Source organism: Lysobacter korlensis (genome assembly GCF_042434515.1).
Genome location: NZ_JBHLTG010000001.1, coordinates 424,516 through 447,694, shown reverse-complemented (window position 1 = coordinate 447,694; position 23,179 = coordinate 424,516). Strand labels below are relative to the sequence as shown.

Here is a 23,179-nt window from a genome sequence, read left to right as displayed (position 1 = left end):
AGGCGCTGGGCTTACACTGCGGCGATGAACGACGCGACCGCCGCCCGCCTGCTGCATGCCCTGGCCGCCTGGCTGATGCGGTTGCCGTGGCGCTGGCTGACTTCACTCGCGGACTTGATCGCGATGCGGTCGTTGCGCCGCAATTCGCGAGAGGCGCGCGTCACCGGTCACAACCTCGAACTGGCCTACCCCGACCTGCTGCCGGCCGAGCGCGCGCAGCTGCAGCAGGCGATCGTGCGCGGCACGTCGCGGCAGGCACTGGAGACGCTGCGCTTCTGGACCCGGCCACATGCGGAGAACCTCGCGCTGATCCGCGAAGTGCACGGGGCCGAACTGCTCGATGCCGCGATCGCGCGCGGCGCCGGCGTGATCATCGCGGCGCCCCATTACGGCAACTGGGAGCTGCTGAACCAGTGGCTGGCCGTGCGTACGCCGCTGGCAATTCTGTATGCACCGCCGGAATCGAAGGTCGGCGAGGCATTCCTCAACCGCGTTCGTGCCGCGCATGGCGATGCCGATCGCGTGACCCAGGTACGGGCCGAAGGCACGGCAGTGCGCGAATTGCTGCGCCGACTCAAGGGCGGTGGCGTCGTCGGCATCCTGCCGGACCAGCAACCGAAGCAGGGCGACGGTGAATTCGCGCCGTTCTTCGGCGTGCAGGCGCTGACGATGACCCTGCTCGGGCGCCTGGCCTCGCGCACCGGCGCAGCCGTGCTGATCGCGTACTGCGAGCGCATCGATGCCCGCGGCCCGCAGTTCGCGCTGCACGTCGAAGCGATGCCCCAGGCAATCGGCGACGCCGACGTGCAGGCTTCGGTTGCAGCGCTGAACCTGGCGGTCGAACGCGTGGCGCGCCGCGATCCGGCGCAGTACCAGTGGACCTACAAGCGCTACTCGCTGCGCCCACCCGGCAGCGGCGAAGACAATCCGTACTGGCCTGATTGCTACTGAGGATCCACCCGCATGATCGAGGCCACCGCGCCCGACCTTACCGCCGTGCACGACGCGTCTGCAGCGCCCGGATGGCAGCCGCTTCCGCGGCGTGCACGGCCGTTGTTCGTACTTGCGGTCGCGCCGTCGTTCGCGCTGCCGGCGGCCGCGCTCGGCGGCGTTATCGGCCATTTGACCGCCGATGCGCTGCTGCTCGGCGCGCTGGTCGGTTTCGTGATCGGCGCGTTGGCCGGCTTCTGGCTCGGCATCAAACAATTCGGCCACGTGCGCTGGACGCTCGACGACAGTGGTCTCGCAATCCAGCGCGGCCGCCTGTGGCAGCGTGAAACGCGCGTGCCGGCCACGCGCGTGCAGCACCTGGACCTCAAACGCGGCCCGTTGCAGCGCCGACGCGCGCTGGCCACGCTCGTCGTGCACACCGCCGGCACGCGCAACAGCGCGGTCACGATTCCGAACCTCGACGAACACGATGCCGAGCGGCTGCGCGAACGGCTGTCGGGGCAGATCGACGATGACGGCGCCTGAGCCCGTGACACCCGGCGCGCCTGCGACCGAGCCCGGCCCCGTCGCGGGCGAGGCGATCGCGGGTGCACCCGCGGCCGAGCACCGGCTGCATCCAATGTCGTGGCTGTTCGTGCTGCTGCAGCAGCTCAAGCAGTTCATCGCACCACTGATCGCACTGCTCGTGTTCGGCCAGGGCGATCGTAACGAGCTGTGGCCGCTGATCGGCGTCGGCGTGCTCGCGCTCACCTCGCTGTGGCAGTACTTCACCTACCGCTACGGCGTGGCCGATGACAGCCTCGTGGTGCGCAGCGGCCTGCTCGAGCGCAGCCTGCGGGTGATCCCGTTCTCACGCATCCACAACGTCGCGTTGCAGCAATCAATGCTGCACCGCGTGTTCGGCGTCGCTGAGGTGCGCCTGGAGTCGGCGGGCGGGCGCAAGCCCGAAGCACAGATGCGCGTGCTCAGGCTCGATGATGCACTTGCGCTGGAATCGCTGATCCGCCGCCGCGGCATCACGACTGCCGACGTGGCGGCCGGTGCCGAGGCCGCGCCGCCCCTGCTCAGCCTGCCGACCGCTGAAGTCGTCCGGCTCGGGCTGGTGTCCAACCGCGGGCTGATCGTCGTCGGTGCGGCCGTGGCCGGTGTGTCGCAAATGACGCCACGCGCGCTGCCGAACCTGTTCGAACAATGGGGCGAGCGCGCATTCGGCTGGGCAATGCAGGGCGAGGCCTCGCTGTCGACCTACGCACTCGGCGCCGCGAGCCTGTTCGTGCTTGCGGTGCTTGCACTGCGCCTGCTGTCGATCGTGCTGGCGCTGCTGCAGTACTCGGGCTTCCGGCTCAGCGAGCACGGGCGCCGCCTCACGGTCGAACACGGCCTGCTTGCGCGCTGGCGCACCAGCGCGTCGCGTCGGCGCATCCAGGCCTTCACCCTGCGCGAGGGTGTGATGCACCGAATGCTGGGCCGCCGCAGCCTCGAAGTCGACACCGCCGTTGCCGAGGACCAGCAGCAACAGCGCGCTCTACGCGAGCTGGCGCCGATTGCGACGCCCGAGGCCTGCGGTGCACTGATCACCCACCTGCTGCCGCACAGCGACTGGCATGCGCTCGACTGGCAGTCGCTGCCGCCGCATGCGTGGCGGCTTTGGATGCCCGACGCGCTTCTTACCGTCCTCGCCTCGGCCGTGCTTGGCTGGTATCTGGGCAGCTGGGGCGCACTCGTGCTCGCGTGGTTGCCGGTGTCGTGGTTCGCGGCCCGCGCGCGGGCGCAGCGGGCGGGCTATGCCGTCAACCCGGCCATCGTCGCGGTGCGCGAAGGCTGGTGGTCGCGTTACTGGCGATTTGCAGAGATCGACAAGCTGCAGTCGCTGCAGCTGACCCGTTCGCCGCTGGATCGGCGCTGCGGCACGGCAACACTGTGGCTCGACACGGCGGGCGCAGGCGCGTTCGCGCCTCCGCTGCGGATCCGGTTCATGCCCGAAACGCAGGCGCGCGCGCTGCACGCATCGCTTGCGCAGATGCTCGCAAAGCGGCCGCTGCGCTGGTGACCGCGCAGCTGCGCGCCGCTAAGCAGCGTCGACGCCGCCTGCAAGCTCGAGAAACAGCTGCTCGTACCGCTGGTTCATGAGTTCGCGGCTGTAGCGCTCGATCGCGGCTGCACGCGCGGCGCGGCCGAGTTGCTGTGCGTGTGCGTCGTCGCGCAGCAGCCGTTCGAGCACGTCGGCGAGCGCAGCCGCATCGCCCTCGGGCACCAGATGCCCGTCCTCGCCATCGCGGATCACCTCCCGCACGCCGGGCACCGCACTGCCAACCACCGCGCAACCGGCAGCCATGCCCTCGATCAGCGCAAGCGGCATGCCCTCGTAATGCGTGCTGAGCACGCAGATGCGCTGCGCCATCAGCCGCTGCGGCACGTCGCGCACCACGCCGAGCAGATGCACCTGCTCCGATAACCCGAGCTCGGCTGCCAGGCGCTCGACCGGCTTTTGGTGCAGCGCCTTGCCGCCACCGGCGAGCCAGACCTCCGGTTTCAGACCCCGTTCGCGCAACAACGCGACCGCACGCAGCAGCGTCGCGTGGTCTTTCTGCTTCGAGTAGCGCGCGACCATCACGATGCCGGGCAAGCGCTGCATGAAATCAATCGAATCGGCGTCGGCAAACGGCTCCAGACGGATGCCGTTCGGGATCGCGATCGTCCGCGCCGCGGGCATGCCGAGTTCGAGCAGACGCAGGCGCACGCCTTCGGAACAGCCGACGATGCGCGCGGTGCGCCGCGCAAGCCAGCGCGTCTGTGCGAGCCGCCAGCGCGTGTAGCGCTCGCGTGTGTTGTGTTCGACATGCACGAGCTGCGGCACCCGCGCGAGCAGCCCGGCGTACCGGCCCCACAGGTGCTCGCTGAAGCCGTGTGCCACCAGCACATCGGGCCGGAATTGCCGGCACAGCCGCACCAGCGCCCAGACCGTCGCTAGCGTGAGCCCGCCGGGCACGACCGCGACCGGCGTACCCGCGCACTCTAGCTCGGCGATTCGCGTCGGGTCGGTGTGCCGTTTGCGGCGCAGCACGAGTAAAGGCTCGATCGTGTCGCTGTCGCGCGCTGCATTGACGAGCGCGATCGCGACCTGGGTCGCGCCTCCGGAAAATCCGCCGGTCACGAAGTGCAGCACGCGCACGCGGCGCGCCGGACTGCCCTGCAATGCATCGGCAGGCCGTAATGCTGCATCGCGCGTGGAGGATGGCGGCATGGGAACAAGTGGATCGGACGCGGCGGGGCCGCAGTTTCCCACAGGCGGCTGCACGGCCGGGTGCCACTTGGCGCGGCCTATACTTTCGCGTCGAAGGAGTTGCCCATGCTGTCCAAGCCCGCGCTGTCCGGCGTCGTGATCACGTTCAACGAAGCCGATCGCATCGAGCGCTGCGTCGCGTCGCTGGTGCCGGTCTGCCATGAGGTCATCGTGCTCGATTCGGGCTCGACCGATGGCACCGCCGCGATCGCGCGGGCGGCCGGCGCGCGCGTCGAGCAGCGGCCGTGGGAGGGCTTCGCGAAACAGAAGAACGCCGCGATCGCGCTTGCATCGCAGCCATGGGTAATGCTGCTCGATGCGGACGAGTGGCTCGAACCCGACGCGCAGCAGGCGGTGCGTGCATTGTTCGATCGCGATATCGAAGCGTCGGACGTATGGCTGCTATTGCGGCGCACGCACTACCTCGGCCATGCGATGCGGGGCGGCAGCTTTGCGCGTGAGCCGGTGCAGCGGTTGTTCCGCTCACATCTTCGGCATGCGATCCGGCCGGTGCACGAGTATCTCGACGTGCAGGGCCAACGCGAAACCCGCTCGTCGGTCCGGCTCGAACACGACACTGCACGCAATCCCGATGAGTACTGGCGCAAGCTGCAGCGCTATGCGCGGCTGTGGGCCGACGAGCAGGCCGCGCGTGGCCGCAGTGCATTGCCCGGTCGTGGCGCGATGGCCGCGCTCGCGTACGCGATCAAGAACCTCATCGTGCGCGGCGGCCTGATCGATGGGCTCCCCGGTTTGCGCTTCCATGTGATGCACATGCGCTATGCCCGGCTGAAGTACACGCTGCTGCGCGAGGCGGGGCGCTGAGCTTCTCCGCAGGCGTGGGGTTCGGCGTACTGAGCTCGACCGACTGGATGCAGAGCAGCGAGCGCTTGCCAGTTGCCTGTTGCCTGTTGCCTGTTGCCTGTTGCCTGTTGCCTGTTGCCTGTTGCTCGATGCTCGGTGCTCCGTAGCAGCACGCATGGCCGCGCCCGTCGTGGAGGAACCACGGCCGGAACATCTCGTCTATATGGCGCGACCGGACACAGCATCAGGCACTGGGACCATCACGTGCTTCCGGATGAGCCCTTGCGCAGCCGCGCGTAGAAAAACCCGTCGTAGCCGCGCTCGCCCGGCAGGCGCTGCCGACCCGGACCTGCAGCGCGGCCGAAGCGCTCGTCGAGTGGCTCGGCCTGCGCATCGCCGGTACGCGCAAGAAACGCATCAACCTGCGCTTCGTTCTCGGCCTTGAGCACCGAGCAGGTCGTGTAGACGAGCACGCCTCCAGGTGCGACGGTCGACCACAACGCATCGAGCAGCCGCGCCTGCGTGTCGAGCAGCCCAACAAGGTCCGACTCGCGCCGATGCAGCAACACGTCGGGCTGGCGACGCACGATACCGGTGGCCGAGCACGGCGCATCGATCAGCACCGCATCGAACGGCCGGCCATCCCACCATGCCGCCACGTCGGTCGCGTCAGCGGCCCGCAGGCGCGCGCGTTCGAGCAGCTTCAGCCGGCCGAGCGTCTCGGCGACGCTGCGCAGCCTGCGCGCGTCGACGTCGAGCGCGGTGAGTTCCAGGGAAGGCTCGCGTTCCAGCAGGTGCGCGCTCTTGCCGCCCGGCGCGGCGCAGGCATCGAGCACGCGTGCGCCGGGCGCGGGTGCAACCGCATCGGCGACGAGTTGCGCGGCCGCATCCTGCACGCTGACGACGCCATCGGCGAAGCCCGGCAACGCGGCCACCGCGATCGACGCGGCCAGCTTCAAGCCGTCGGCCAGCGCATCGTCGACGTCGGTTTCAATGCCGGCCTCGGCAAGCTGCGCGCGGTACTCGTGGCGCATGAGTTGGCGGCGATTGACGCGCAGCCAGAGCGGCGGCTCGTTCATGCTCGCGGCGACGATGCTGCCCGCCTCATCGCCCCAGTCGGCGAGCAGGCGCGAGTGCAGCCACGCCGGCCATGCCGCTGCGTTATCGACCGCCGGCAGGCCTTCGCGCAGCGCCCTGCGCAGCAACGCGTTGACGAGGCCGGACTGGTGGGTGCGGCCGATCGCGCGTGCGGCATCGACGGTCGCAGCGACCGCGGCGTGCGCGGGCAGCCTCATCGGTTCGAGCTGGGCTAGACCGACGTACAGCAGCGCGCGCAGCTCGAGGTCGCGCTTCGGCAGCGGGCGCGACATCCATGCGGCGAGCGCGGCATCGAACTGCCCGAGCCGACGCAACGCGGCAAAGCAGATCGCCTCGACCAGCGCGCGATCACGCGGGTCGGCAAGCTGCGGAAGCGCGGTGGCGAGCTCGGCCTTCAGCGAACGGCCGCGATGCAACACGGCATCGAGCACGCGCGCAGCCGCCACGCGCGACGCTACACCGGCTGCGGGAGCGTCGGGCTTCGCCATGTCAGGCTCGCGCGAGCAGGTCGCGACGGCCGTTGAGGTAGTCGGCCGCGGTGATCGCCTTGCCGCCCTCGCGTTGCAACACGCGGATCCGCAGCGCGCCCTCACTGCAGGCGATGTCGAGGCCCTCACGCCCAGCGGCGAGCAGCGTGCCCGGTGCTGCAGCGTGCTGGAGCGGCTGCGCAACTGCGCCATGCACGCGCACGCGCTCGCCTTCGATCATCGCCTCGGCCATCGGCCACGGATTGAAGGCACGCACGCGATTGGCAAGCTCGGTGGCCGGCCGCGACCAGTCCAGCCGCGCCTGGGATTTTTCGAGCTTGTGCGCATACGTCACGCCTTCGTCCGGCTGTGGTTGCGCTACCGGGCGAATGCCCGCGCGCAGGAGCCCAAGGCCGTCGGCGAGCACCTGCGCGCCGAGTTCGGCCAGCCGGTCATGCAACTGCCCGCCGGTGTCGGCATCGCCGATCGGCAGCGACTGCGACAGCAGCACGGGGCCCGTGTCGAGGCCCTTTTCCATCTGCATCAGGCATACGCCGCTTTGCGTATCGCCGGCTTCGATCGCGCGCTGGATCGGCGCCGCACCCCGCCAGCGCGGCAGCAGCGAGGCGTGCACGTTCCAGCAGCCGTACGTTGGAATGTCGAGCACCGATTGAGGCAGGATCAGGCCGTAGGCCACTACGACCATCAGGTCGGGCTGCAGCGCACGCAGCTCGCGCTTGGCCTCGGCGCTTTTGAAGTTTTCCGGCTGCAGCACCGGCAGGCCGCGCAGCAGGGCCTCGCGCTTGACCGGCGATGGCGTCAGACCGCGCCCGCGACCGGCGGGACGGTCCGGCTGCGTGTAGACGCCAACGACCTCACCGCGCTGCGCGGCGGCGCGCAGACAGGGCACGGCAAAGTCGGGGGTTCCGGCAAAAACGATTCTCATGCGGCGTCGCTCGGGATTCAGGGGTCGGGATTGGCGATGCAGCGCTCATGACCGGCGCCGGAACCCGCTGTCCCCGAACCCCGCCCCGGCCTGCGCCGCCGGTCAGGCCGCGCTGCGCTTGGCCTTCGCCAGCTTCTTGCGCACCATCTCGCGCTTGAGCGGCGAGAGGTAATCGACGAACAGCTTGCCGGCCAGATGGTCCATCTCGTGCTGGATGCAGACCGCGAGCAGGCCATCGGTATCGAGTTCGTACGGCTGGCCATCGCGACCGATCGCACGCACACGGATCGAGTTCGCACGCGTCACGTCGGCGAAGATACCCGGCACCGACAGGCAGCCTTCCTGATAGACCTGCTCACCGTCGCGCTCGACGATCTCGGGATTGATGAACACCTGCGGCTCGCTTTTGTCATCGGACAGGTCGATCACCATGAAGCGCTGGTGCACGTCGACCTGGCTTGCAGCCAGCCCGATGCCGGGCGCGTCGTACATCGTCTCGAACATGTCGTCGAGCAGACGCTGGAACTCAGGCGTGGTGACCTGCGCGGGATCGACCGGCGCGGCGACGGTGCGCAGGCGCGGATCGGGGAATTCAAGGATCGTGAGCAGGGTCATGACGGGTAAATGGGGGTGCAGGTCACATCCACAAGATGCGGTCAGATTGTAGCCCCGGAAAGCACCGGAAACGCTTGCAAGCGCGAGCTTTTTCTGGGCTATAGTGCCCCCGTCTGACGCACTGCGTCAGGTGTTGCTCAGGGGATTTTAGGCAGAGGGGCCGCCATGTTCAGACCCATCCGCACGGTATTGACCGCTGCGATGTTGACGATCGCAACTTTCACGGTGGCGGCGCAAATGCGCGGCGATCATCCGGATACATATGTGGTCAAGCGCGGCGATACGCTGTGGGACATTGCAGGCCAGTTCCTGCAGCGCCCCTGGCTGTGGCCGGAGATCTGGCAGGCGAACCCGCAGGTTCGCAACCCGCACCTGATCTATCCGGGCGATGTGCTGTCGCTCGCATACCTCGACCGGGTCGCGGTGCAGCAGCCGGGTGCGCGCACCGAAGCGCCGGTGCCGGGCGTTCCGCTGGCGCAGATCGAACCGTTCCTCAAGAACCTGCGCGTCGTCGATTCGATCGAAGGCATGCCGTACGTGGTCGCCATTGAGGAAGACCAGCTGCGCGCCGTGCAGGGCCAGGTGGTTTACGTCAAGGGACTCGAGAATGCGCAGCCGGGCCAGCGTTACGCGGTAGTGCGCCCGACCGTGCGTTACACGCGCCTGGACCGCAAGCAGTGCTGCGATGGCCGTGACGTGCGTGATCTCGATTTCCGCGGCCGCGCCGACGCCGGCGTGCCGCCGTACTGGGCGTACCAGGCCGGACCGTCGAAGAACAGCGAACTGCTCGGCATCGAGCTGACACAGCAGAACGTCGGCACGGTCAGCCGCGGTGCGGTCGGCGGCATCGAAGCGGCCACGCTGCTGCTCGATGACGCAGCACGCGAAGTCCGCGTCGGCGATCGCCTGATCCCGGTCGAGGCACAGCCGTACGATCCGTACTTCGTACCGCATGCACCGAAGCAGGCGATCGAGTACGGCAAGGCGCGCGTGCTCGCGGTCACCGACATGCTGACCACCGGCGGCCCGCGCGACGTGGTCGCGCTGTCGGTCGGTGCACGCGACGGCGTCGACAACGGCACGGTGTTCTCGGCCTGGCGCGTCGGCAATACGGTCGCCGACCGTCCCAAGCGTGGTGATGATCGCAGCGAGGATACGTTCGGCCGCGCCGACCGCGTGCGCCTGCCGGACGAGTTCGCGAGCCACCTGATGGTGTTCCGTACGTTCGACAAGGTCAGCTATGCCCTCGTGATGGATGGCATCCGGCCGACCCGCGTCGGCTACGAGCTCAAGCATCCGGACGCGCCGTACTGACACAGCGCGGGGTTTTCCTACCCGCCCATGCGACGGCGCCCTCGGGCGCCGTCGTCGTATCCGGTCCACGCTGCGCGGATGCATGACTCCGATTCCACTGCGCTGCTTGCGCTCATCGCCTGCGGCGGGCCGGTTGCGCCGCGTCGCCGGCTACTTGAAACCACGACAGCGCCGGCCGCGGCACTCGCACTCGGCCCCTGTGGCTGGCGCGCGGCCGGGCTGGGCGAGGCGCAGGTCGCGCTGCTGCGATCACCCGAGCCCGCGGCGATCGAACGCGCGCGGACCTGGCTGGCCGAGCCGGGCCACCACCTGATCGGCTGGCACGACCCGGACTACCCCGCGCTGCTGCGGCGCGGACCCTCGCCGCCGCTGGCGCTGTTCGTAGCCGGCGACCCTGCATACCTGTGGCACCCGACCGTTGCGGTGGTCGGCAGCCGCGGCGCGACGCCGGGCGGGCGCGACAACGCCGCGCGTTTCGCGCGTGCGTTCGCGAAGGCCGGCTTCGCGGTCGGTAGCGGGCTGGCGGCCGGCATCGACACGGCGGCCCATCGCGCCGCGCTCGACGCTGGTGGTCTGACGGTCGCGGTGCTGGGCACCGGGCCGGACATCGCCTACCCGCCGAGCAACCGCGGCCTGCATGCCGCAATCGCGACCGCGGGCGCGCTGGTCAGCGAGCACCTGCCGGGCACCGGCGCGCGCCGGGAGCACTTTCCCAGCCGCAACCGCATCCTGGCGGGCCTGTCGCTCGGCACGGTCGTGATCGAGGCCGCCGAGCGCTCGGGGGCGCTGATCACCGCGCGCTTGGCGGCCGAAGCCGGGCGCGAGGTGTTCGCGTTGCCGGGCTCGATCCACAATCCGCTCGCGCGCGGCTGCCATCGGCTGATCCGCGAGGGCGCTGCGCTGGTGGAAGCCGAACACGAAGTGACTGCGGCGCTGGCCGCCGTGGCCACCCAGCTCGCCGCGGACTTGCGGGTGCGGCTGGGCACCCCCATTCACACTGACACCGACGATGCATCGCCAGTCGGGCCTTCCGCACCACCTGCCGGTACGGATGAGCGCCGCGTCTGGACCGCCCTTGGAACCGACCCGGTTGCCATGGACGAGCTGGTGGTCCGCACTGGATTGACGCCTGCCGGCCTGTCCTCCATGCTGCTGGCCATGGAGCTTGAAGGCCGGATCGTGACGCAGCACGGCCGTTATTCCCGCATTCGATGAAAATCGCAGGGGTTTGCCAGCAGGTTCCGCCCACCGCGCCGCGTGCGGCGCAGGCCGAGGGAAATGAAAGAGAGCATCCTGGACGTCCTGCTTTACCTGTTCGAGCATTACTTCACGACCGAGGACGCCGATCTGGCCCATGACCGGGATTCGCTGCAGAGCGGCCCGCTGTTCAAGGAACTGGCCCAGGCCGGGTTTTCCCCCGCCGAGATCAACAAGGCCTTCGACTGGCTCGATGCGCTGGCGCAGCAGCGCCCGGCGTCCGTGCCCGCGCGCGCGAACGGCCCGGTGCGCATCTTCCATGGCCCGGAACTCGACAAGCTCGATGTCGAAAGCCGCGGCTTCCTGCTATTTCTCGAACAGCACGGCGTGCTGACGCCCGACCAGCGCGAGCTCGTGCTCGACCGCGCGATGGCGCTCGACCAGGACCAGCTCGACCTCGATGACCTTAAGTGGGTCGTGCTGATGGTGCTGTTCAACCAGCCCGGCAGCGAGGCAGCGTATGCCTGGATGGAAACGCAGATGTTCGAGGACGAGCCCGAAAGCGTGCATTGACGCTTCACCGGGCCGGCCCGGCACCGAACGCCGGACGGGACATAAGGCCCAGCCAGGCGGCAGAATGGCCGCTTGGGGACCCGCGTGGCCGTCAACGCCGGCCCGGGGATGCGACGCCGGCAGGCGGATCGGCGGGAAAGTCGCAGCCGGCGCTTGACGCCGCGGCCGCGGCATGATTCCACTAGAAAAAGCGACTTCCGAACGCCCGCGCCGACCGTGCCGCGGGCGTTGCCTTCTTTGCGAAATGAAATGCGGGCCCGAAGTGCCCGCGGAGCTGACATGGCCAAGAACCTCCTGATCGTCGAGTCGCCGGCCAAGGCGAAGACGATCAACAAGTACCTCGGCAAGGATTTCACCGTGCTGGCCTCCTATGGCCACGTGCGCGATCTGGTGCCGAAGGAAGGTGCGGTCGATCCTGAGCACGGCTTCGCGATGAGCTACGACCTCATCGACAAGAACGAAAAACACGTCGATGCCATTGCAAAGGCAGCGAAGTCGGCGGACCACCTGTTCCTGGCGACCGACCCGGACCGCGAGGGCGAGGCGATCAGCTGGCACATCGCGGAGATCCTGAAAGAGCGCGGCCTGCTCAAGGACAAGTCCTTGCAGCGCGTGGTGTTCACCGAAATCACGCCGCGCGCGATTAAGGAAGCGATGACGAAGCCGCGCTCGATCGCAGCGCCGCTCGTCGATGCGCAGCAGGCGCGCCGCGCACTGGATTACCTCGTCGGCTTCAACCTCTCGCCGGTGCTGTGGCGCAAGGTGCAGCGCGGGCTGTCGGCCGGTCGCGTGCAGTCGCCGGCGCTGCGCATGATTGTCGAGCGCGAGGAAGAGATCGAAGCGTTCGTCGCACGCGAATACTGGTCGATCGAAGCCGAGTGCCTGCATCCATCGCAGCCGTTCACCGCGCGCCTGACCAAACTCGACGGCAAGAAGTTCGAGCAGTTCACGATCACTGACGGCGAGACCGCCGAGTCCGCGCGCCAGCGCCTGGTCAAGGCCGCGAACGGTGCGCTGCAGGTCACCGACGTCTCCAGCAAGGAGCGCAAGCGCCGCCCGGCGCCGCCGTTCACAACTTCGACGCTGCAGCAGGAAGCCGCGCGCAAGCTCGGCTTTTCGACCAAGCGCACGATGCAGGTTGCGCAGAAGCTCTACGAGGGTGTGTCGATCGGCGAGGAAGGCACGGTCGGCCTGATCACCTATATGCGTACCGACTCGGTAAGCCTGTCGCAGGATGCCGTGGCCGAGATCCGCGACGTGATCGCACGCGACTTCGGTGCGCGTGCAGTACCGGACCAGCCCAATGAATACAAAACCAAATCCAAGAATGCGCAGGAAGCGCACGAGGCGATCCGCCCGAGTTCCGCGCTGCGCACGCCGTCGCAGGTTGCACGCTATCTCGAGGACGACGCGCGCCGGCTCTACGAGCTGATCTGGAAGCGCACCGTCGCCTGCCAGATGGTGCCGGCCACGCTCAACACGGTTTCGGTCGACCTCGCCGCGGGCAGCGAGCACAGCTTCCGCGTCTCGGGCACGACCGTCGTCGATCCGGGCTTTCTGGCGGTTTATGAGGAAGGCAAGGACACCAAGACCTCGGAAGAGGACGACGAGGGTCGCAAGCTGCCGCTGATGAAGACCGGCGACCGCATCCCGCTCGACCGCATCCACGCCGACCAGCATTTCACCGAGCCGCCGCCGCGTTTTTCCGAAGCCTCGCTGGTCAAGGCGCTCGAGGAATACGGCATCGGCCGGCCGTCGACGTACGCGTCGATCATCGCGACGTTGCTGTTCCGCAAATATGTCGAACTCGAGAGCCGGCGCTTCCGTCCGTCCGATGTCGGTCGCGCGGTCAGCAAGTTCCTGTCCGGCCACTTCGCGCAGTACGTCGATTACGACTTCACTGCCAAGCTCGAGGACGAACTCGACGCGGTCAGCCGCGGCGAAGAGGACTGGATCCCGCTGATGGAGCGGTTCTGGGCGCCATTCAAGCAGCTCGTCGATGAGAAGAAGGAGTCGGTCGACCGCAATGAAGCGACCGGCGCGCGCGAACTTGGCACCGATCCCAAAACCGGCAAACCGGTCAGCGTGCGACTGGGCCGGTTCGGACCGTATTGCGCGATCGGCAGCACCGCGGAAGACGCCGAGGACAAGCCGACGTTCGCGTCGCTGCGCCCCGGCCAGAGCATGCATACGATCTCGCTTGAGGATGCGCTGGAGCTGTTCAAGCTGCCGCGCAAGCTCGGCCAGAGCAACGGTGAGGAAGTCAGCGTCGGTGTGGGCCGCTTCGGTGCATTCGCCAAGCGTGGCAGCACGTACGCGTCACTGCCGAAGGAAGACGACCCGTACACGATCGAGCTCGACCGCGCGGTGTTCCTGATCGAACAGAAGGAAGAGATCGCGCGCAACCGCATCATCAAGTCGTTCGACGGCAGCGATATCCAGGTGCTCAACGGCCGCTTCGGACCGTACATCAGTGACGGCAAGCTCAACGGCCGCATCCCGAAGGACCGCGAGCCCGCGTCACTGACGCTCGAGGAAGTCACGCAGATGCTTGCCGACACCGGCAAGCCGATGCGCGGGCGATTCGCGAAGAAGGCCGCTGCCAGGAAGGAACCGGCTGCGAAAAAGGTGGCCCCGAAGTCGGCGGCGGTAAAGAAAGCCCCGGCGAAAAAAGCCGCCAAGAAGGCAGCGAAAAAGGCTACGAAGAAGGTCGCCAAGAAGGCTGCAACCGAAAAGCCGGCTGCGACGAAGAAAGCCGCGAAAGCCCGCTGAGCGAGTCGGAGCCGGGCGTGTCCCGGTTTCGCCTCCTGCAGCTCCGGATGCAGGGGTCGCCGGCCGACTGTGCCGGCGCGCACTGCGACGCTAAGCTCGTCGCATGGACACACATCCTGATCTGTTGTCGCCCGCGGATGCGGCGCCGCTGCTGCGCCGTGGCGCGGTGCTCGCGTATCCGACCGAGGCCGTCTGGGGCCTGGGCTGCGACCCGTTCAACGAAGCGGCGGTGCGGCGCCTGCTCACGCTCAAGGACCGGCCGGTCGAAAAAGGCATGATCCTGATTGCCGGTGCGTTCGAGCAGCTCGACGGGCTGCTGGGCTGGGATGCGCTGCCGCCCGCCTGCGCCGATGAAGTCCGTTCGAGCTGGCCCGGCCCGAATACCTGGGTCGTGCCTGCCACGTCGCGCGTGCCGCGCTGGATCACCGGCGTGCACGCGGGCGTCGCCGTGCGGGTCAGCGCGCACCCGGTGGTGGTGGCGGTGTGCGCGGCGTTCGGCGGGCCGCTGGTGTCGACGAGCGCGAACCCGGCCGGCGCCCCGCCGCCGGCGACGCTGGACGCGCTGGATGCGGCGCTGCGGACGTCGCTTGACGGCATCGTGGGTGGGGAGACCGGCGGGCTCGCGCGACCGACCGCGATCCGCGACGCGCGCAGCGGCGCAGTGTTGCGGCTCTAGTGCGGCGGTTTCGCTTACAAGTGCGCTCCAAGGCGCGCGACCTGAGGGCTGCTGGCCGGCACATCTCCAGCTCTGCGGGGCGCCTGCAGGCTGAACGCGCGGCAAGCGCAGCCGGCATCGCGCAGGCCCGCCACTTCCAGCCTCCGCTGCGCAGGTGCAGGATGCAGCCATGAACCTCAAGCGTGTGGCCGGTCTGCTGTTGGCGCTGACCGCGAGCGGTGGCGCCGCTGCGGCCGAGCTGGTGATCTATCGATGCACTGACGCGAACGGCCGGCTGACGCTGCGCGACACGCCCTGCCGCAAGGGCGAGCAGCAGCAGGCGCGGACGATGCAGCGGCCGACCGACCCGCCGGCGCGGCCAGCCGCGCCGGCAGCGAGCGCACCGCCAGCCGCGCCCGCCGAGCGCACCCGCATCGTCGTGGTGACGCCGCCGCGGCCGCTGTACCAATGCGTGACGCCCGACGGCGAGCACTACACCAGCGAGAACGATGCCGGGCAGCCGCGCTGGGTGCCCCTGTGGACGCTCGGGTATCCGCTCGGGCATGGCGACGGCTACCGGCCGTATGTGCACGGGGGCGTACAGGCGCGCGTTGGCGGACGGATCGGTCGCGACGGCCGCTACGACGTACGCATCGGTGACGGCGGCCACCACCATCACCCCGTCCCGCCACTCCAGATCGCCTACCCGGCCGGCGCCTGGGTGCGCGATGCCTGTCATCCGCTGCCGCCGCAGGAGGTCTGCGCACGGCTCAGCGACCGCCGCTACGAGCTCGACCGTCGTTATCACAGCGCACTGCAGAGCGAGCGTGTACGCATCACTACGGAACAGCGCGGCATCGACGCCCGCCTGGCCACCGACTGTGGAGCGAACTGATGCATACGAATCGACTGTTGCCGCTGCTGCTGCTCGCTGCGGGCGCATCGCCAGCGGCTGCGCAGGAGCGGATGGTGATCTACCGCTGCACCGGCGCCGACGGCGCCGTGATCGTCCAGAACGATCGCCCCTGTCCGTCTGGCACCACCCAGGATGACCGGCGGGTGATCCGGCCTGCGCCCGCCGCCGCGCCACCCGCCGCGACCGCGGCCGCCGCGCGCAACGACGCGCCTGCTACAACCCCGGCAGTTCAGCCCGTGTCCGCACCGACCGCCGGGCCGCCGTCGCAGACGCTGCCGCCGGTGCCGCTGACCACCGCGATTCCGACCACGGCGCCGGCCACTCTCACGGTGCCCCCGCAAACCACCGGCGTGCCGGCCCCGTCCGCGCTGGGCGTGGCGCCGGTGGCGGCCGAGACGGACCGTCGGCCACCGCCGGCGCTGTTCGAATGCCGGACGCCCGACACGGGCGTCTACCTCAGCGAAGTCGCGACGCCGGCACCGCGCTGCGCCCCGCTGACGACCACCGGCCTCGGCGGCACCGCGCCGGCCGCGGGCACGGCGTGCGAAGTGGTCATCGACCGGTGCGAACCGGTCGCCGCCGGAACGCTCTGCGACCGCTGGCGCCAGCGCCTGCGCGAAATGGACGCGGCGCTGACGTTCGGTCGTCTCGATGAGCGCGAAACCGCAACGGTCGAGATCGACCGCGTACGTTCGATCGTCGAGGACAGCGTCTGCGGGCTCTGAGCCCGTGCTCGAGCGGTGCGTTCGCCTCGTAGCGCGAGCGCACCGCGCATGCGCCGTCGGCGTTTCACGGCGCTGCATGTCAATTACCGATGACGCCGAGTCCGCGTTGCGGCAGCCGCAGCGCTGCACGACGAGCTGATGAACAGCGCCTGTCCCTATCGCTCGAGTTCGCCACGCTCGGGTTGGACTAAGGCCGCTTTCACCACGGCTACCCGCATCGCTAACTGCCGCCTGCGTAACGTCGACCCTGCTCCGGTGCACACACGTTTGCGCCGAGAGCCACCCCAAACCGACGTATGTATCGCGCAGCGCAGTGCGCCGCGAGCATCGCCAGACAAGAAGGAGCACCACGATGGCTAACAACAACAATCAGAACAAGGGCGGCAACAACAACGGCAATTCGAACCGCGGCTTTGCGAGCATGGATGACAACCAGCAGCGCAAGATCGCCCAGAAGGGCGGCGAAGCGGTGAGCCAGGACCGTCAGCACATGTCCGAGATCGGCCGCAAGGGCGGCGAAGCCTCGCACGGCGGCGGTAACCGCGGCGGCAACAACCGCTGAGGCTGACTGCCCTCAAGTAAAAAACGCCCGCATCAGCGGGCGTTTTTTTATGATCCGCCAGCGCGCCGCTCAGAATCCATAACGCAGGAATCCGCCGTCGACCGCGATGCATTCGCCGGTCACGTATGACGCCGCCGGCAGGCACAGGAACGCGACTGCAGCGGCGACCTCCTCGGGCTCGCCGATGCGGCCGAGCGGCGTGCGCATCAGCACGTCATCGAGATAGTCGGGGTCGGCCAGCTTGCCGGAGGTGCGGCGCGTGCGGATATACCACGGCGCGACCGCATTGACACGGATGCCGTCCTCGGCCCACTCGACCGCGAGGTTCTTCGTCATCTGGTGCAGCGCGGCCTTGCTCATGCCGTACGGCGCGCCCGTGCGCACATGGGTAAGGCCCGACACGCTGCCGACGTTGACGATGCTCGACGCGGCATGGCGCGTCAGCAGTGGATGCGCATAACGCGACAGTTCGAACGCGGAAAACAGGTTGACCTCGAAAATCTCGCGCCACTCATCGTCGGCATAGTCGGTCGCCGGCTTGCTGAGATTGCCGCCGGCGTTGTTGACCAGGATGTGCAGCCCGTCGCCGAAATCCTCGACCCAGTCGAGCAGCTCGCGTCGCTGCTCGTCGCTGGCGACGTCGGCAACGAACGTCTGGATGTCGCGATCACCGAACTCTTCGACCAGCTCGGCGCGCGTGGACTCGAGCGCGGACGCGTCACGCGCGGCAAGCAACACGTCGGCCCCGAAACCGAGCAGTTCACGCGCGATCGCGCGACCGATGCCGGCGCTGCCGCCGGTCACGAGCGCGAGCTGTCCGTCCAGTCGCCAGCGGTTCGGGTCCATCGCATCTCCTGCGTTGCCGTCGGGCATCGATCGCGGCAGTCACCGCGCGGCGCGTAGCATAGCGGCAGCTCCCGGGAGGAAACCGCCCATGCTCCGCATCGCTTTCATGCTTGCCGTCGTCGCCGTGCTCGCGGCCTGCGACCGCCCCCCGCAACCGCCGGACAAGTCCGCGCCGCCGGACCCACAGGTCGGCGCCTCGGCACGTGACGCACTCCATGCACCACTCGACCGCGCCAAGGGCGTGCAGGCCACGCTCGACGATGGCGCGCAGGCACTTGGCGCCCAGGTCGACGCCGCGGGCGGCTGATCGGAACTAGTTCCAGTGTGTAACGGCGCTTTTCGGCGCCGCCAGAAAACGAACGGGTTGCGGTAGCCGAGCCACCGCAACCCTTCGGGTCACCGCACGCCGCGTCGATGCGGCGGCGCGGTTACAGCGCGCAGAAGCAGTGCGCGAGCGCCTTGACCGGCATGCCGGAGCGGCGTGCCTGCATCACGCGTTCGAGAAACGCCAGGTCATCCGCTGCCTGCGGCAGCATGCGGGCGACGAGGCCGCGTGCAAGGTCCGAGTCACGCAGCAGCGCCCCACCGATGCGGCTCTGCGCAACGTCGGCGAAGAAGCGCTCGAACGGCGTTGCAGCCTTTTCGACGTAACGCACGCGGTAGTCATCGGGCTTGCCGAGCTTGGCGCGCGCCGCAGCATCGTCGATCGCGGTCTGCAGGCCGCCGAGCTCGTCGACGAGGCCACGCTCGCGCGCCTGCGCACCGCTCCAGACGCGGCCGCGCGCAACCGCGTCGACCTGCGCAATCTCGCGACCGCGCGCTTCGGCGACCTTGCCGGTGAAGTCGCGGTAGCCCTTGTTGATCACCGACTGGATCACCTGCCCGACTGTCGGGTCGAGCGGACGGGTCACGTCGAACGCGCCGGCAATGCCGGTCGTGCTGACGCCGTCAGCGTGGATGCCGATCTTGTCGAGCGCGCGCGGGATCGTCGGGATCAGGCCGAAGATGCCGATCGAACCGGTGATCGTCGACGGATCGGCGTAGATCCGGTCGGCGTTCATGCTGATCCAGTAACCGCCCGACGCGGCCAGGTCGCCCATCGATACGACGACCGGCTTGCCGGCGGCCTTGAGCGCGACCACCTCACGGCGGATCTGCTCGGAGGCGAACACCTCACCGCCCGGGGAGTCGACGCGCAGCACGACGGTCTTGACGTTCTCGTCGTCACGCGCGTCGCGCAGCAGCGCCGCGGTCGATTCACCGCCGATCGTGCCTGGCGGCTGCTCGCCGCCGGTGATCGAGCCTTCCGCGACGACGACCGCGACCTGCGGGCGCAGGTCGGCTGCCTTGATCGCACGGTCGATATGGCCGAGGTAGCCCTCGAACGAGACCTGACGGAAGCCGCTGTCCTCGTCGACATCGGCGACGCCGCGCTCGGTCAGCAGTTCGTCGAACTCCTCGCGCGTCTTCAGTCCGTCGACCAGCTTGTGGCTCAGCGCGTACTGCGCGAGGTCGCCGTTCGCGGCCTGCACCTCGGCCGGCAGCTGCTCGACCTGCGTGGCCAGCCACTGCGGATCGAGCTTGCGCGCCTTCGCAACATCGACGAGGTAGCGCTGCCACACGTCGTTCATCCAGAACAGGTCGGCCTGCTTCGCCTCATCCGACGCCGAATCGAGCACGTAGGGCTCGGCCGCGGACTTGAACTCGCCGACCTTGAACAGGTGCATGTCGACGCCGAGCTTGTCCTCGAGCGCCTCGCGGTAATACAGGCGGTAGCGCGCCAAACCTTCCAGCAGCAGGCCGCCCATCGGGTCGAGATAGACCTCGTTCGCCTGCGCAGCCAGCAGGTACTGCTTCTGGTCCATCGCCTCGGAGAACGCGACCACCTGCTTGCCACTCGCGCGCAGCCGCGCGACCGCGTTCGCGACCTCGCGCAGCGACGCCATGCCATCGGCCTGCAGGCCGTCGAGGTCGAGCACCACGCGTTCGATGCGCTTGTCTGTGCGCGCCGCATCGAGCGCACGCAGCAGATCGCGCAGCTGGACTTCGCTTGATTCGTCGCCGAGCGTGCGGTTGATCGCACGCGTGGCCGGATCGAGGCTGTACTGCTCGACCAGCCGGCCTTCCGGCGCGATCACCAGCGTAGTGCGCTCGAGCAGCGGCGCGCTGCGGTCACCGGCGCCGATCAGCGCGACGACCAGGAACAGCAGCGCGATGAACAGCAGGTTGAAGACCAGCCGGCGGGTGAAGTTCACCGTGTCCCACAGGCCGACGAAGAAACGCGCGACCGGGCCGCGGCGACGGACATCATTCATTGCACAGACTCCTAGACGACCGGGGCAGCGTAACGGCCACGCAACAGGCGGTCACCCGCCATTGGTCATCGAATTCCCCACCGGCACTTTACCGTTCAGCCGAACTGGGGGCATTGCCCTGCGCTGCAAGCCGGGCCGGAGCGCTGGCACGCAGAAAACGTGACCCAAGTAACACTGCCGCGACACTGAGCCCGGCGATCAGGCCCAGCCACATGCCGGTCGGCCCCCAGCCCAGCCCCAGGCCGAGCCCGGCACCGAGCGGCATGCCGATGCCCCAGTACGCGAGCCCGGCCAGCACCATCGGCACGCGCGTGTCGCGCAGCCCGCGCAGCGCGCCGGCCGAAAGCACCTGGATGCCGTCGGGAAACTGGAACGCCGCTGCATACAGCAGCAGCGTGGCGGCCAGCGCGGCAACCGCCGCATCCTGCGTGTAGAAGCCGACCACGAACTCGTTGCCGAGCAGCAAGGCAGTGCCCGACAGCACCTGCGTGCCGATCACGATCACCAGGCCCGCCCAGGCGGCACGCCGCACACCGGCCACGTCACCGCGGCCAAGGGAATGGCCGACGCGCACGGTGGTCGCCTCGGCCAGGCCCATCGGCACCATGAAGCTCAGCGAAGCGACGTTGATCGCGATCTGGTGCGCCGCGGCGGGCACGTCACCGAGGCGGCCGATCAGCAGCGCGGTCACGATGAACAGGCTGCCCTCCATCAGCACGGTGACGCCGATCGGCAGGCCGGTGCCGAGCAGCCCGCGCATCGCTGGCCACTGCGGTGGGTCGAAGCGCTCGAACAGATTGAGGTCGTCGAACCGTCGCGCCCGCTTGAGCACGACGGCGAAGCTGATCGCCTGCAGCCACAGCATCGCGGCCGATGCGATCCCGAGCCCGCCCGCACCGAGTTCGGGCAGGCCGTACTCACCGAAGGTCAGCACATAACCGAGCGGCAGCAGCACGAACAGCCCGGCCGCGCTGAGCGCCATCGTCGGCAGCGTCCAGTGCATGCCTTCAGCGAGATAGCGCATGCACAGAAACAGCGTCAGCGCCGGCACGCCCCAGCGGATGCCGTGCAGGAACGCGGTCGCGCCGGGGATGATTTCCGGTGCGATGCCCATCGGCGCGAGCGCGTACACGACTGCGGTCAAAAAGCCGAACAGCACGAGGCCAAGCGCTAGCGCGAGCCACAGTGACTGCCGAAATAGCGCGCCGATCTCGCCGCGACGGCCCGCGCCGTCGAGCTGCGAGACCGACGGCGGCAACGCCATCAGCGTGCCCATCGGCACGATCACCGGCAGCCAGAACAGCGCGGTGCCGACAGCGACCGCAGCGAGTGTCTGCGTGCCGTGGCGACCGGCGATCACGCTGTCGACGAAGCTGATCAGCCCGGTCGAGACATGGCCTGCCACGAGCGGCGCAGCGAGCACCGCAGTCGTGCGGACCTCGGCCGACAAACGGCGCGGGCTGGAATCGGTGGCGGTCATCGGACGCAGTGCAGGGCGCAGCGAGGGCGCGCGGGCATGCATCTTAGCGGCGGCCAGAGGCTTGCTCGTCCGTGCCGCTGACGCATGCGCCGAGACGTGATGCAATGCAAGCGGCTTTGGCGCGACAGGGACCGCAATGCACGCCACCGATCTACCTGCCAGTTGCGAGAACTGCACGGCTGCGCTGCAGGGCCGCTACTGCCATGCCTGCGGCCAATCGGCCAGCAACCCGTTGCGCCACCTCGGCCATGCGGTCGAGGAGGTGTTCGAATCGTTCTGGCATCTCGACGGCCGTGTGTTCCGCACGCTGCGCGATCTGTTCGTGCCGGGCCGGGTCGCGTGCAATTACCTGGCCGGCCAGCGCGCGCGGTACATCGCGCCGCTGCGGATGTTCGTGATCACGACGCTGGCGACGTTCTTCCTGGCCGGGCTGGCGACGCCGTCGGACCGAACCGGGGCCGCAGCGGCGGACGACCTGCCAACATTCGCGCGCGCATCGACGGTCGAGGCGGTCGAGGCCGCGTTGGACAGCGAACTGGCCCGGCTCGAGGTGATTCGCAGCGATACGGCCGGCCTGACGGGTGTCGATGCCGCGTTCGAAGCTGCCGAGGCGCGCATCCGGCGTCGCGCCGCCGATCGCATGGCCGAGCTCGGCGCGCCGGCTGCGAAGATCCGCTCAGTGCAAGCAGCGGACCCCGAACGCGGCTGGAACGCGCCAGGCGACGCCATCGCGATGGTGATGACCCGGTACGGCGGGCGGCTTGCCGATCCTGCACGCGGCTGGGACGCACGATCGAACCTCGTGGATGTCGGCTGGCTGCCCGACTTCGCCGACCGCTGGTTCAATCACCGCGCCGCGAATGCGGTGCGCAATTCGAACGAGATGCAGGCCAACGCCGGCCATGCGGCGCGCCTGATACTCGCGGCGCTGCCGGCCGCGCTGTTCGTACTCGTGCCGGTGTTCGCGCTGCTGCTCAAGCTGCTGTACGTGCGCGCCGGCTGGAGTTACCTCGAGCACCTGGTCGTCGGCCTGTACAGCCACGTGTTCCTGCTGCTCGGGGTCGCGGCGCTGGTGCTGCTCGGCATCGGCGATGAGTCCGCATCACGCGTGCCGGTGCTCGGCCCGGTGTGGGGGTTGCTGCAGTTCCTCGCGACGGTGTCGCTGCCGCTGTACCTGCTGCTGATGCAAAAGAACGTGTACCGCCAGGGCTGGCCGAAAACGACGCTCAAATACCTGGTGCTCGGCGGGGTGTATCTGGGCCTTGTGCTGCTGGTGACGCTGTATGCGGTGCTGGCCGGTCTTACCAGTGGGAGCTGAATCGATGATCGTCTACGAGGTTAACGTCGAGGTCGAACGCGAACTGCGCGACGACTACCTGGCCTGGCTGCGCCCGCATATCGACGAGATCTGTGCGCTCGATGGCTTCACCGGTGCGTCGTGCTTCGAGCTGCGCGAACCGCCGCCAAGCGCAGGACGCGTGGGCTTTTGCGTGCAGTACCGGCTCGTCGATGCGGCCGCGCTCGAGGCCTACCTGCGCGATCACGCGCCGAGGCTGCGCGCCGACGGTGTCGCGCGCTTTGGCGATCGCTTCAGCGCAAACCGCCGCGTGCTGGCATCCCTGCCGCTGTAGCGGCTGCCCGCCCGATGCGCTGCCAGGCG

22 protein-coding genes are annotated in these 23,179 nt (G+C 68.8%); 15 read left to right on the top strand and 7 right to left on the bottom strand.

The features are described 5' to 3' along the window. Nucleotides 1–24 precede the first annotated feature (24 nt). From ACFFGH_RS01940 to ACFFGH_RS01930, 3 genes are read left to right on the top strand one after another with little or no spacing between them, the layout of a single operon-like run. Nucleotides 25–951 (top strand): lauroyl acyltransferase, encoded by a 927-nt coding sequence (locus ACFFGH_RS01940; RefSeq protein ID WP_386664341.1) that lies wholly within the window; start codon nt 25–27, stop codon nt 949–951. A 12-nt stretch (nt 952–963) separates the two neighbouring features. Further along, nucleotides 964–1,476, top strand: a complete 513-nt coding sequence (locus ACFFGH_RS01935; RefSeq protein WP_386664339.1) for a PH domain-containing protein — start codon at nt 964–966, stop codon at nt 1,474–1,476. Further along, a complete protein-coding gene (locus tag ACFFGH_RS01930; RefSeq protein WP_386664337.1) occupies nt 1,463–3,001 on the top strand; it encodes a PH domain-containing protein in 1,539 nt (512 codons plus the stop codon). Before ACFFGH_RS01935 ends, ACFFGH_RS01930 begins: the two co-directional genes overlap by 14 nt. Nucleotides 3,002–3,019: 18 nt before the next feature. On the opposite strand, the gene ACFFGH_RS01925 is transcribed toward ACFFGH_RS01930, so the two are convergent. After that, complete coding sequence (locus ACFFGH_RS01925; protein WP_386664335.1) at nt 3,020–4,396, bottom strand: glycosyltransferase; 1,377 nt, start codon at nt 4,394–4,396, stop codon at nt 3,020–3,022. Between ACFFGH_RS01925 and ACFFGH_RS01920 the strand changes: the two genes are divergently transcribed. Beyond that, complete coding sequence (locus ACFFGH_RS01920; RefSeq protein ID WP_386664334.1) at nt 4,301–5,059, top strand: glycosyltransferase family 2 protein; 759 nt, start codon at nt 4,301–4,303, stop codon at nt 5,057–5,059. The two genes, ACFFGH_RS01925 and ACFFGH_RS01920, sit on opposite strands and share 96 nt — an antisense overlap. A gap of 239 nt (nt 5,060–5,298) precedes the next feature. Here ACFFGH_RS01920 and rsmB read toward each other — a convergent pair whose 3' ends face one another. The 3 genes from rsmB to def all read right to left on the bottom strand — a co-directional run bounded on the left by rsmB (nt 5,299) and on the right by def (nt 8,164). Beyond that, a complete protein-coding gene (gene rsmB / locus ACFFGH_RS01915; RefSeq protein WP_386664333.1) occupies nt 5,299–6,624 on the bottom strand; it encodes a 16S rRNA (cytosine(967)-C(5))-methyltransferase RsmB in 1,326 nt (441 codons plus the stop codon). 1 nt (nt 6,625) lies between these two features. Then, complete coding sequence (fmt, locus tag ACFFGH_RS01910; RefSeq protein ID WP_386664332.1) at nt 6,626–7,549, bottom strand: methionyl-tRNA formyltransferase; 924 nt, start codon at nt 7,547–7,549, stop codon at nt 6,626–6,628. 102 nt (nt 7,550–7,651) lie between these two features. After that, the gene (gene def / locus ACFFGH_RS01905; RefSeq protein WP_386664330.1) at nt 7,652–8,164 is read right to left on the bottom strand and encodes a peptide deformylase; all 513 of its coding nucleotides are present in this window, start codon (nt 8,162–8,164) and stop codon (nt 7,652–7,654) included. Between the two features lie 165 nt (nt 8,165–8,329). Between def and ACFFGH_RS01900 the strand changes: the two genes are divergently transcribed. The 8 genes from ACFFGH_RS01900 (at nt 8,330) to ACFFGH_RS01865 (ending at nt 16,878) form a co-directional block, all read left to right on the top strand. Then, nucleotides 8,330–9,478, top strand: coding sequence for a LysM peptidoglycan-binding domain-containing protein (locus tag ACFFGH_RS01900; RefSeq protein WP_386664329.1), 1,149 nt, complete (start codon nt 8,330–8,332; stop codon nt 9,476–9,478). 78 nt (nt 9,479–9,556) lie between these two features. After that, entirely contained in the window at nt 9,557–10,693 is a 1,137-nt protein-coding gene (gene dprA, locus ACFFGH_RS01895; protein ID WP_386664327.1) for a DNA-processing protein DprA, read from the top strand. Nucleotides 10,694–10,756: 63 nt separating this feature from the next. Next, nucleotides 10,757–11,248 (top strand): DUF494 family protein, encoded by a 492-nt coding sequence (locus ACFFGH_RS01890; protein WP_386664325.1) that lies wholly within the window; start codon nt 10,757–10,759, stop codon nt 11,246–11,248. Nucleotides 11,249–11,527: 279 nt separating this feature from the next. Continuing rightward, nucleotides 11,528–14,020 (top strand): DNA topoisomerase I, encoded by a 2,493-nt coding sequence (locus ACFFGH_RS01885; protein ID WP_386664323.1) that lies wholly within the window; start codon nt 11,528–11,530, stop codon nt 14,018–14,020. Between the two features lie 103 nt (nt 14,021–14,123). Next, nucleotides 14,124–14,696, top strand: a complete 573-nt coding sequence (gene tsaC, locus ACFFGH_RS01880; protein WP_386664321.1) for an L-threonylcarbamoyladenylate synthase type 1 TsaC — start codon at nt 14,124–14,126, stop codon at nt 14,694–14,696. A 169-nt stretch (nt 14,697–14,865) separates the two neighbouring features. Further along, the gene (locus ACFFGH_RS01875; protein WP_386664320.1) at nt 14,866–15,570 is read left to right on the top strand and encodes a DUF4124 domain-containing protein; all 705 of its coding nucleotides are present in this window, start codon (nt 14,866–14,868) and stop codon (nt 15,568–15,570) included. Then, a complete protein-coding gene (locus ACFFGH_RS01870; RefSeq protein ID WP_386664318.1) occupies nt 15,570–16,316 on the top strand; it encodes a DUF4124 domain-containing protein in 747 nt (248 codons plus the stop codon). Before ACFFGH_RS01875 ends, ACFFGH_RS01870 begins: the two co-directional genes overlap by 1 nt. A gap of 352 nt (nt 16,317–16,668) precedes the next feature. Continuing rightward, a complete protein-coding gene (locus tag ACFFGH_RS01865) occupies nt 16,669–16,878 on the top strand; it encodes a KGG domain-containing protein (RefSeq protein WP_386664317.1) in 210 nt (69 codons plus the stop codon). A gap of 69 nt (nt 16,879–16,947) precedes the next feature. Here the strand turns inward: ACFFGH_RS01865 and ACFFGH_RS01860 are convergent, their stop codons facing one another. After that, entirely contained in the window at nt 16,948–17,724 is a 777-nt protein-coding gene (locus ACFFGH_RS01860; RefSeq protein ID WP_386664316.1) for an SDR family oxidoreductase, read from the bottom strand. 88 nt (nt 17,725–17,812) lie between these two features. On the opposite strand from ACFFGH_RS01860, the gene ACFFGH_RS01855 reads away from it, so the two are divergent. Beyond that, nucleotides 17,813–18,031, top strand: coding sequence for a hypothetical protein (locus ACFFGH_RS01855; RefSeq protein ID WP_386664314.1), 219 nt, complete (start codon nt 17,813–17,815; stop codon nt 18,029–18,031). A 121-nt stretch (nt 18,032–18,152) separates the two neighbouring features. Here ACFFGH_RS01855 and sppA read toward each other — a convergent pair whose 3' ends face one another. Together sppA and ACFFGH_RS01845 are read right to left on the bottom strand one after the other, a co-directional pair. Next, nucleotides 18,153–20,039, bottom strand: a complete 1,887-nt coding sequence (gene sppA, locus ACFFGH_RS01850) for a signal peptide peptidase SppA (RefSeq protein WP_386664313.1) — start codon at nt 20,037–20,039, stop codon at nt 18,153–18,155. An 88-nt stretch (nt 20,040–20,127) separates the two neighbouring features. Next, nucleotides 20,128–21,519, bottom strand: a complete 1,392-nt coding sequence (locus ACFFGH_RS01845; protein WP_386664311.1) for an MATE family efflux transporter — start codon at nt 21,517–21,519, stop codon at nt 20,128–20,130. A 136-nt stretch (nt 21,520–21,655) separates the two neighbouring features. Between ACFFGH_RS01845 and ACFFGH_RS01840 the strand changes: the two genes are divergently transcribed. Together ACFFGH_RS01840 and ACFFGH_RS01835 are read left to right on the top strand one after the other, a co-directional pair. Next, entirely contained in the window at nt 21,656–22,837 is a 1,182-nt protein-coding gene (locus ACFFGH_RS01840; protein WP_386664309.1) for a DUF3667 domain-containing protein, read from the top strand. Between the two features lie 4 nt (nt 22,838–22,841). Next, nucleotides 22,842–23,150 (top strand): DUF4286 family protein, encoded by a 309-nt coding sequence (locus tag ACFFGH_RS01835; RefSeq protein WP_386664307.1) that lies wholly within the window; start codon nt 22,842–22,844, stop codon nt 23,148–23,150. Nucleotides 23,151–23,179: the final 29 nt, after the last annotated feature.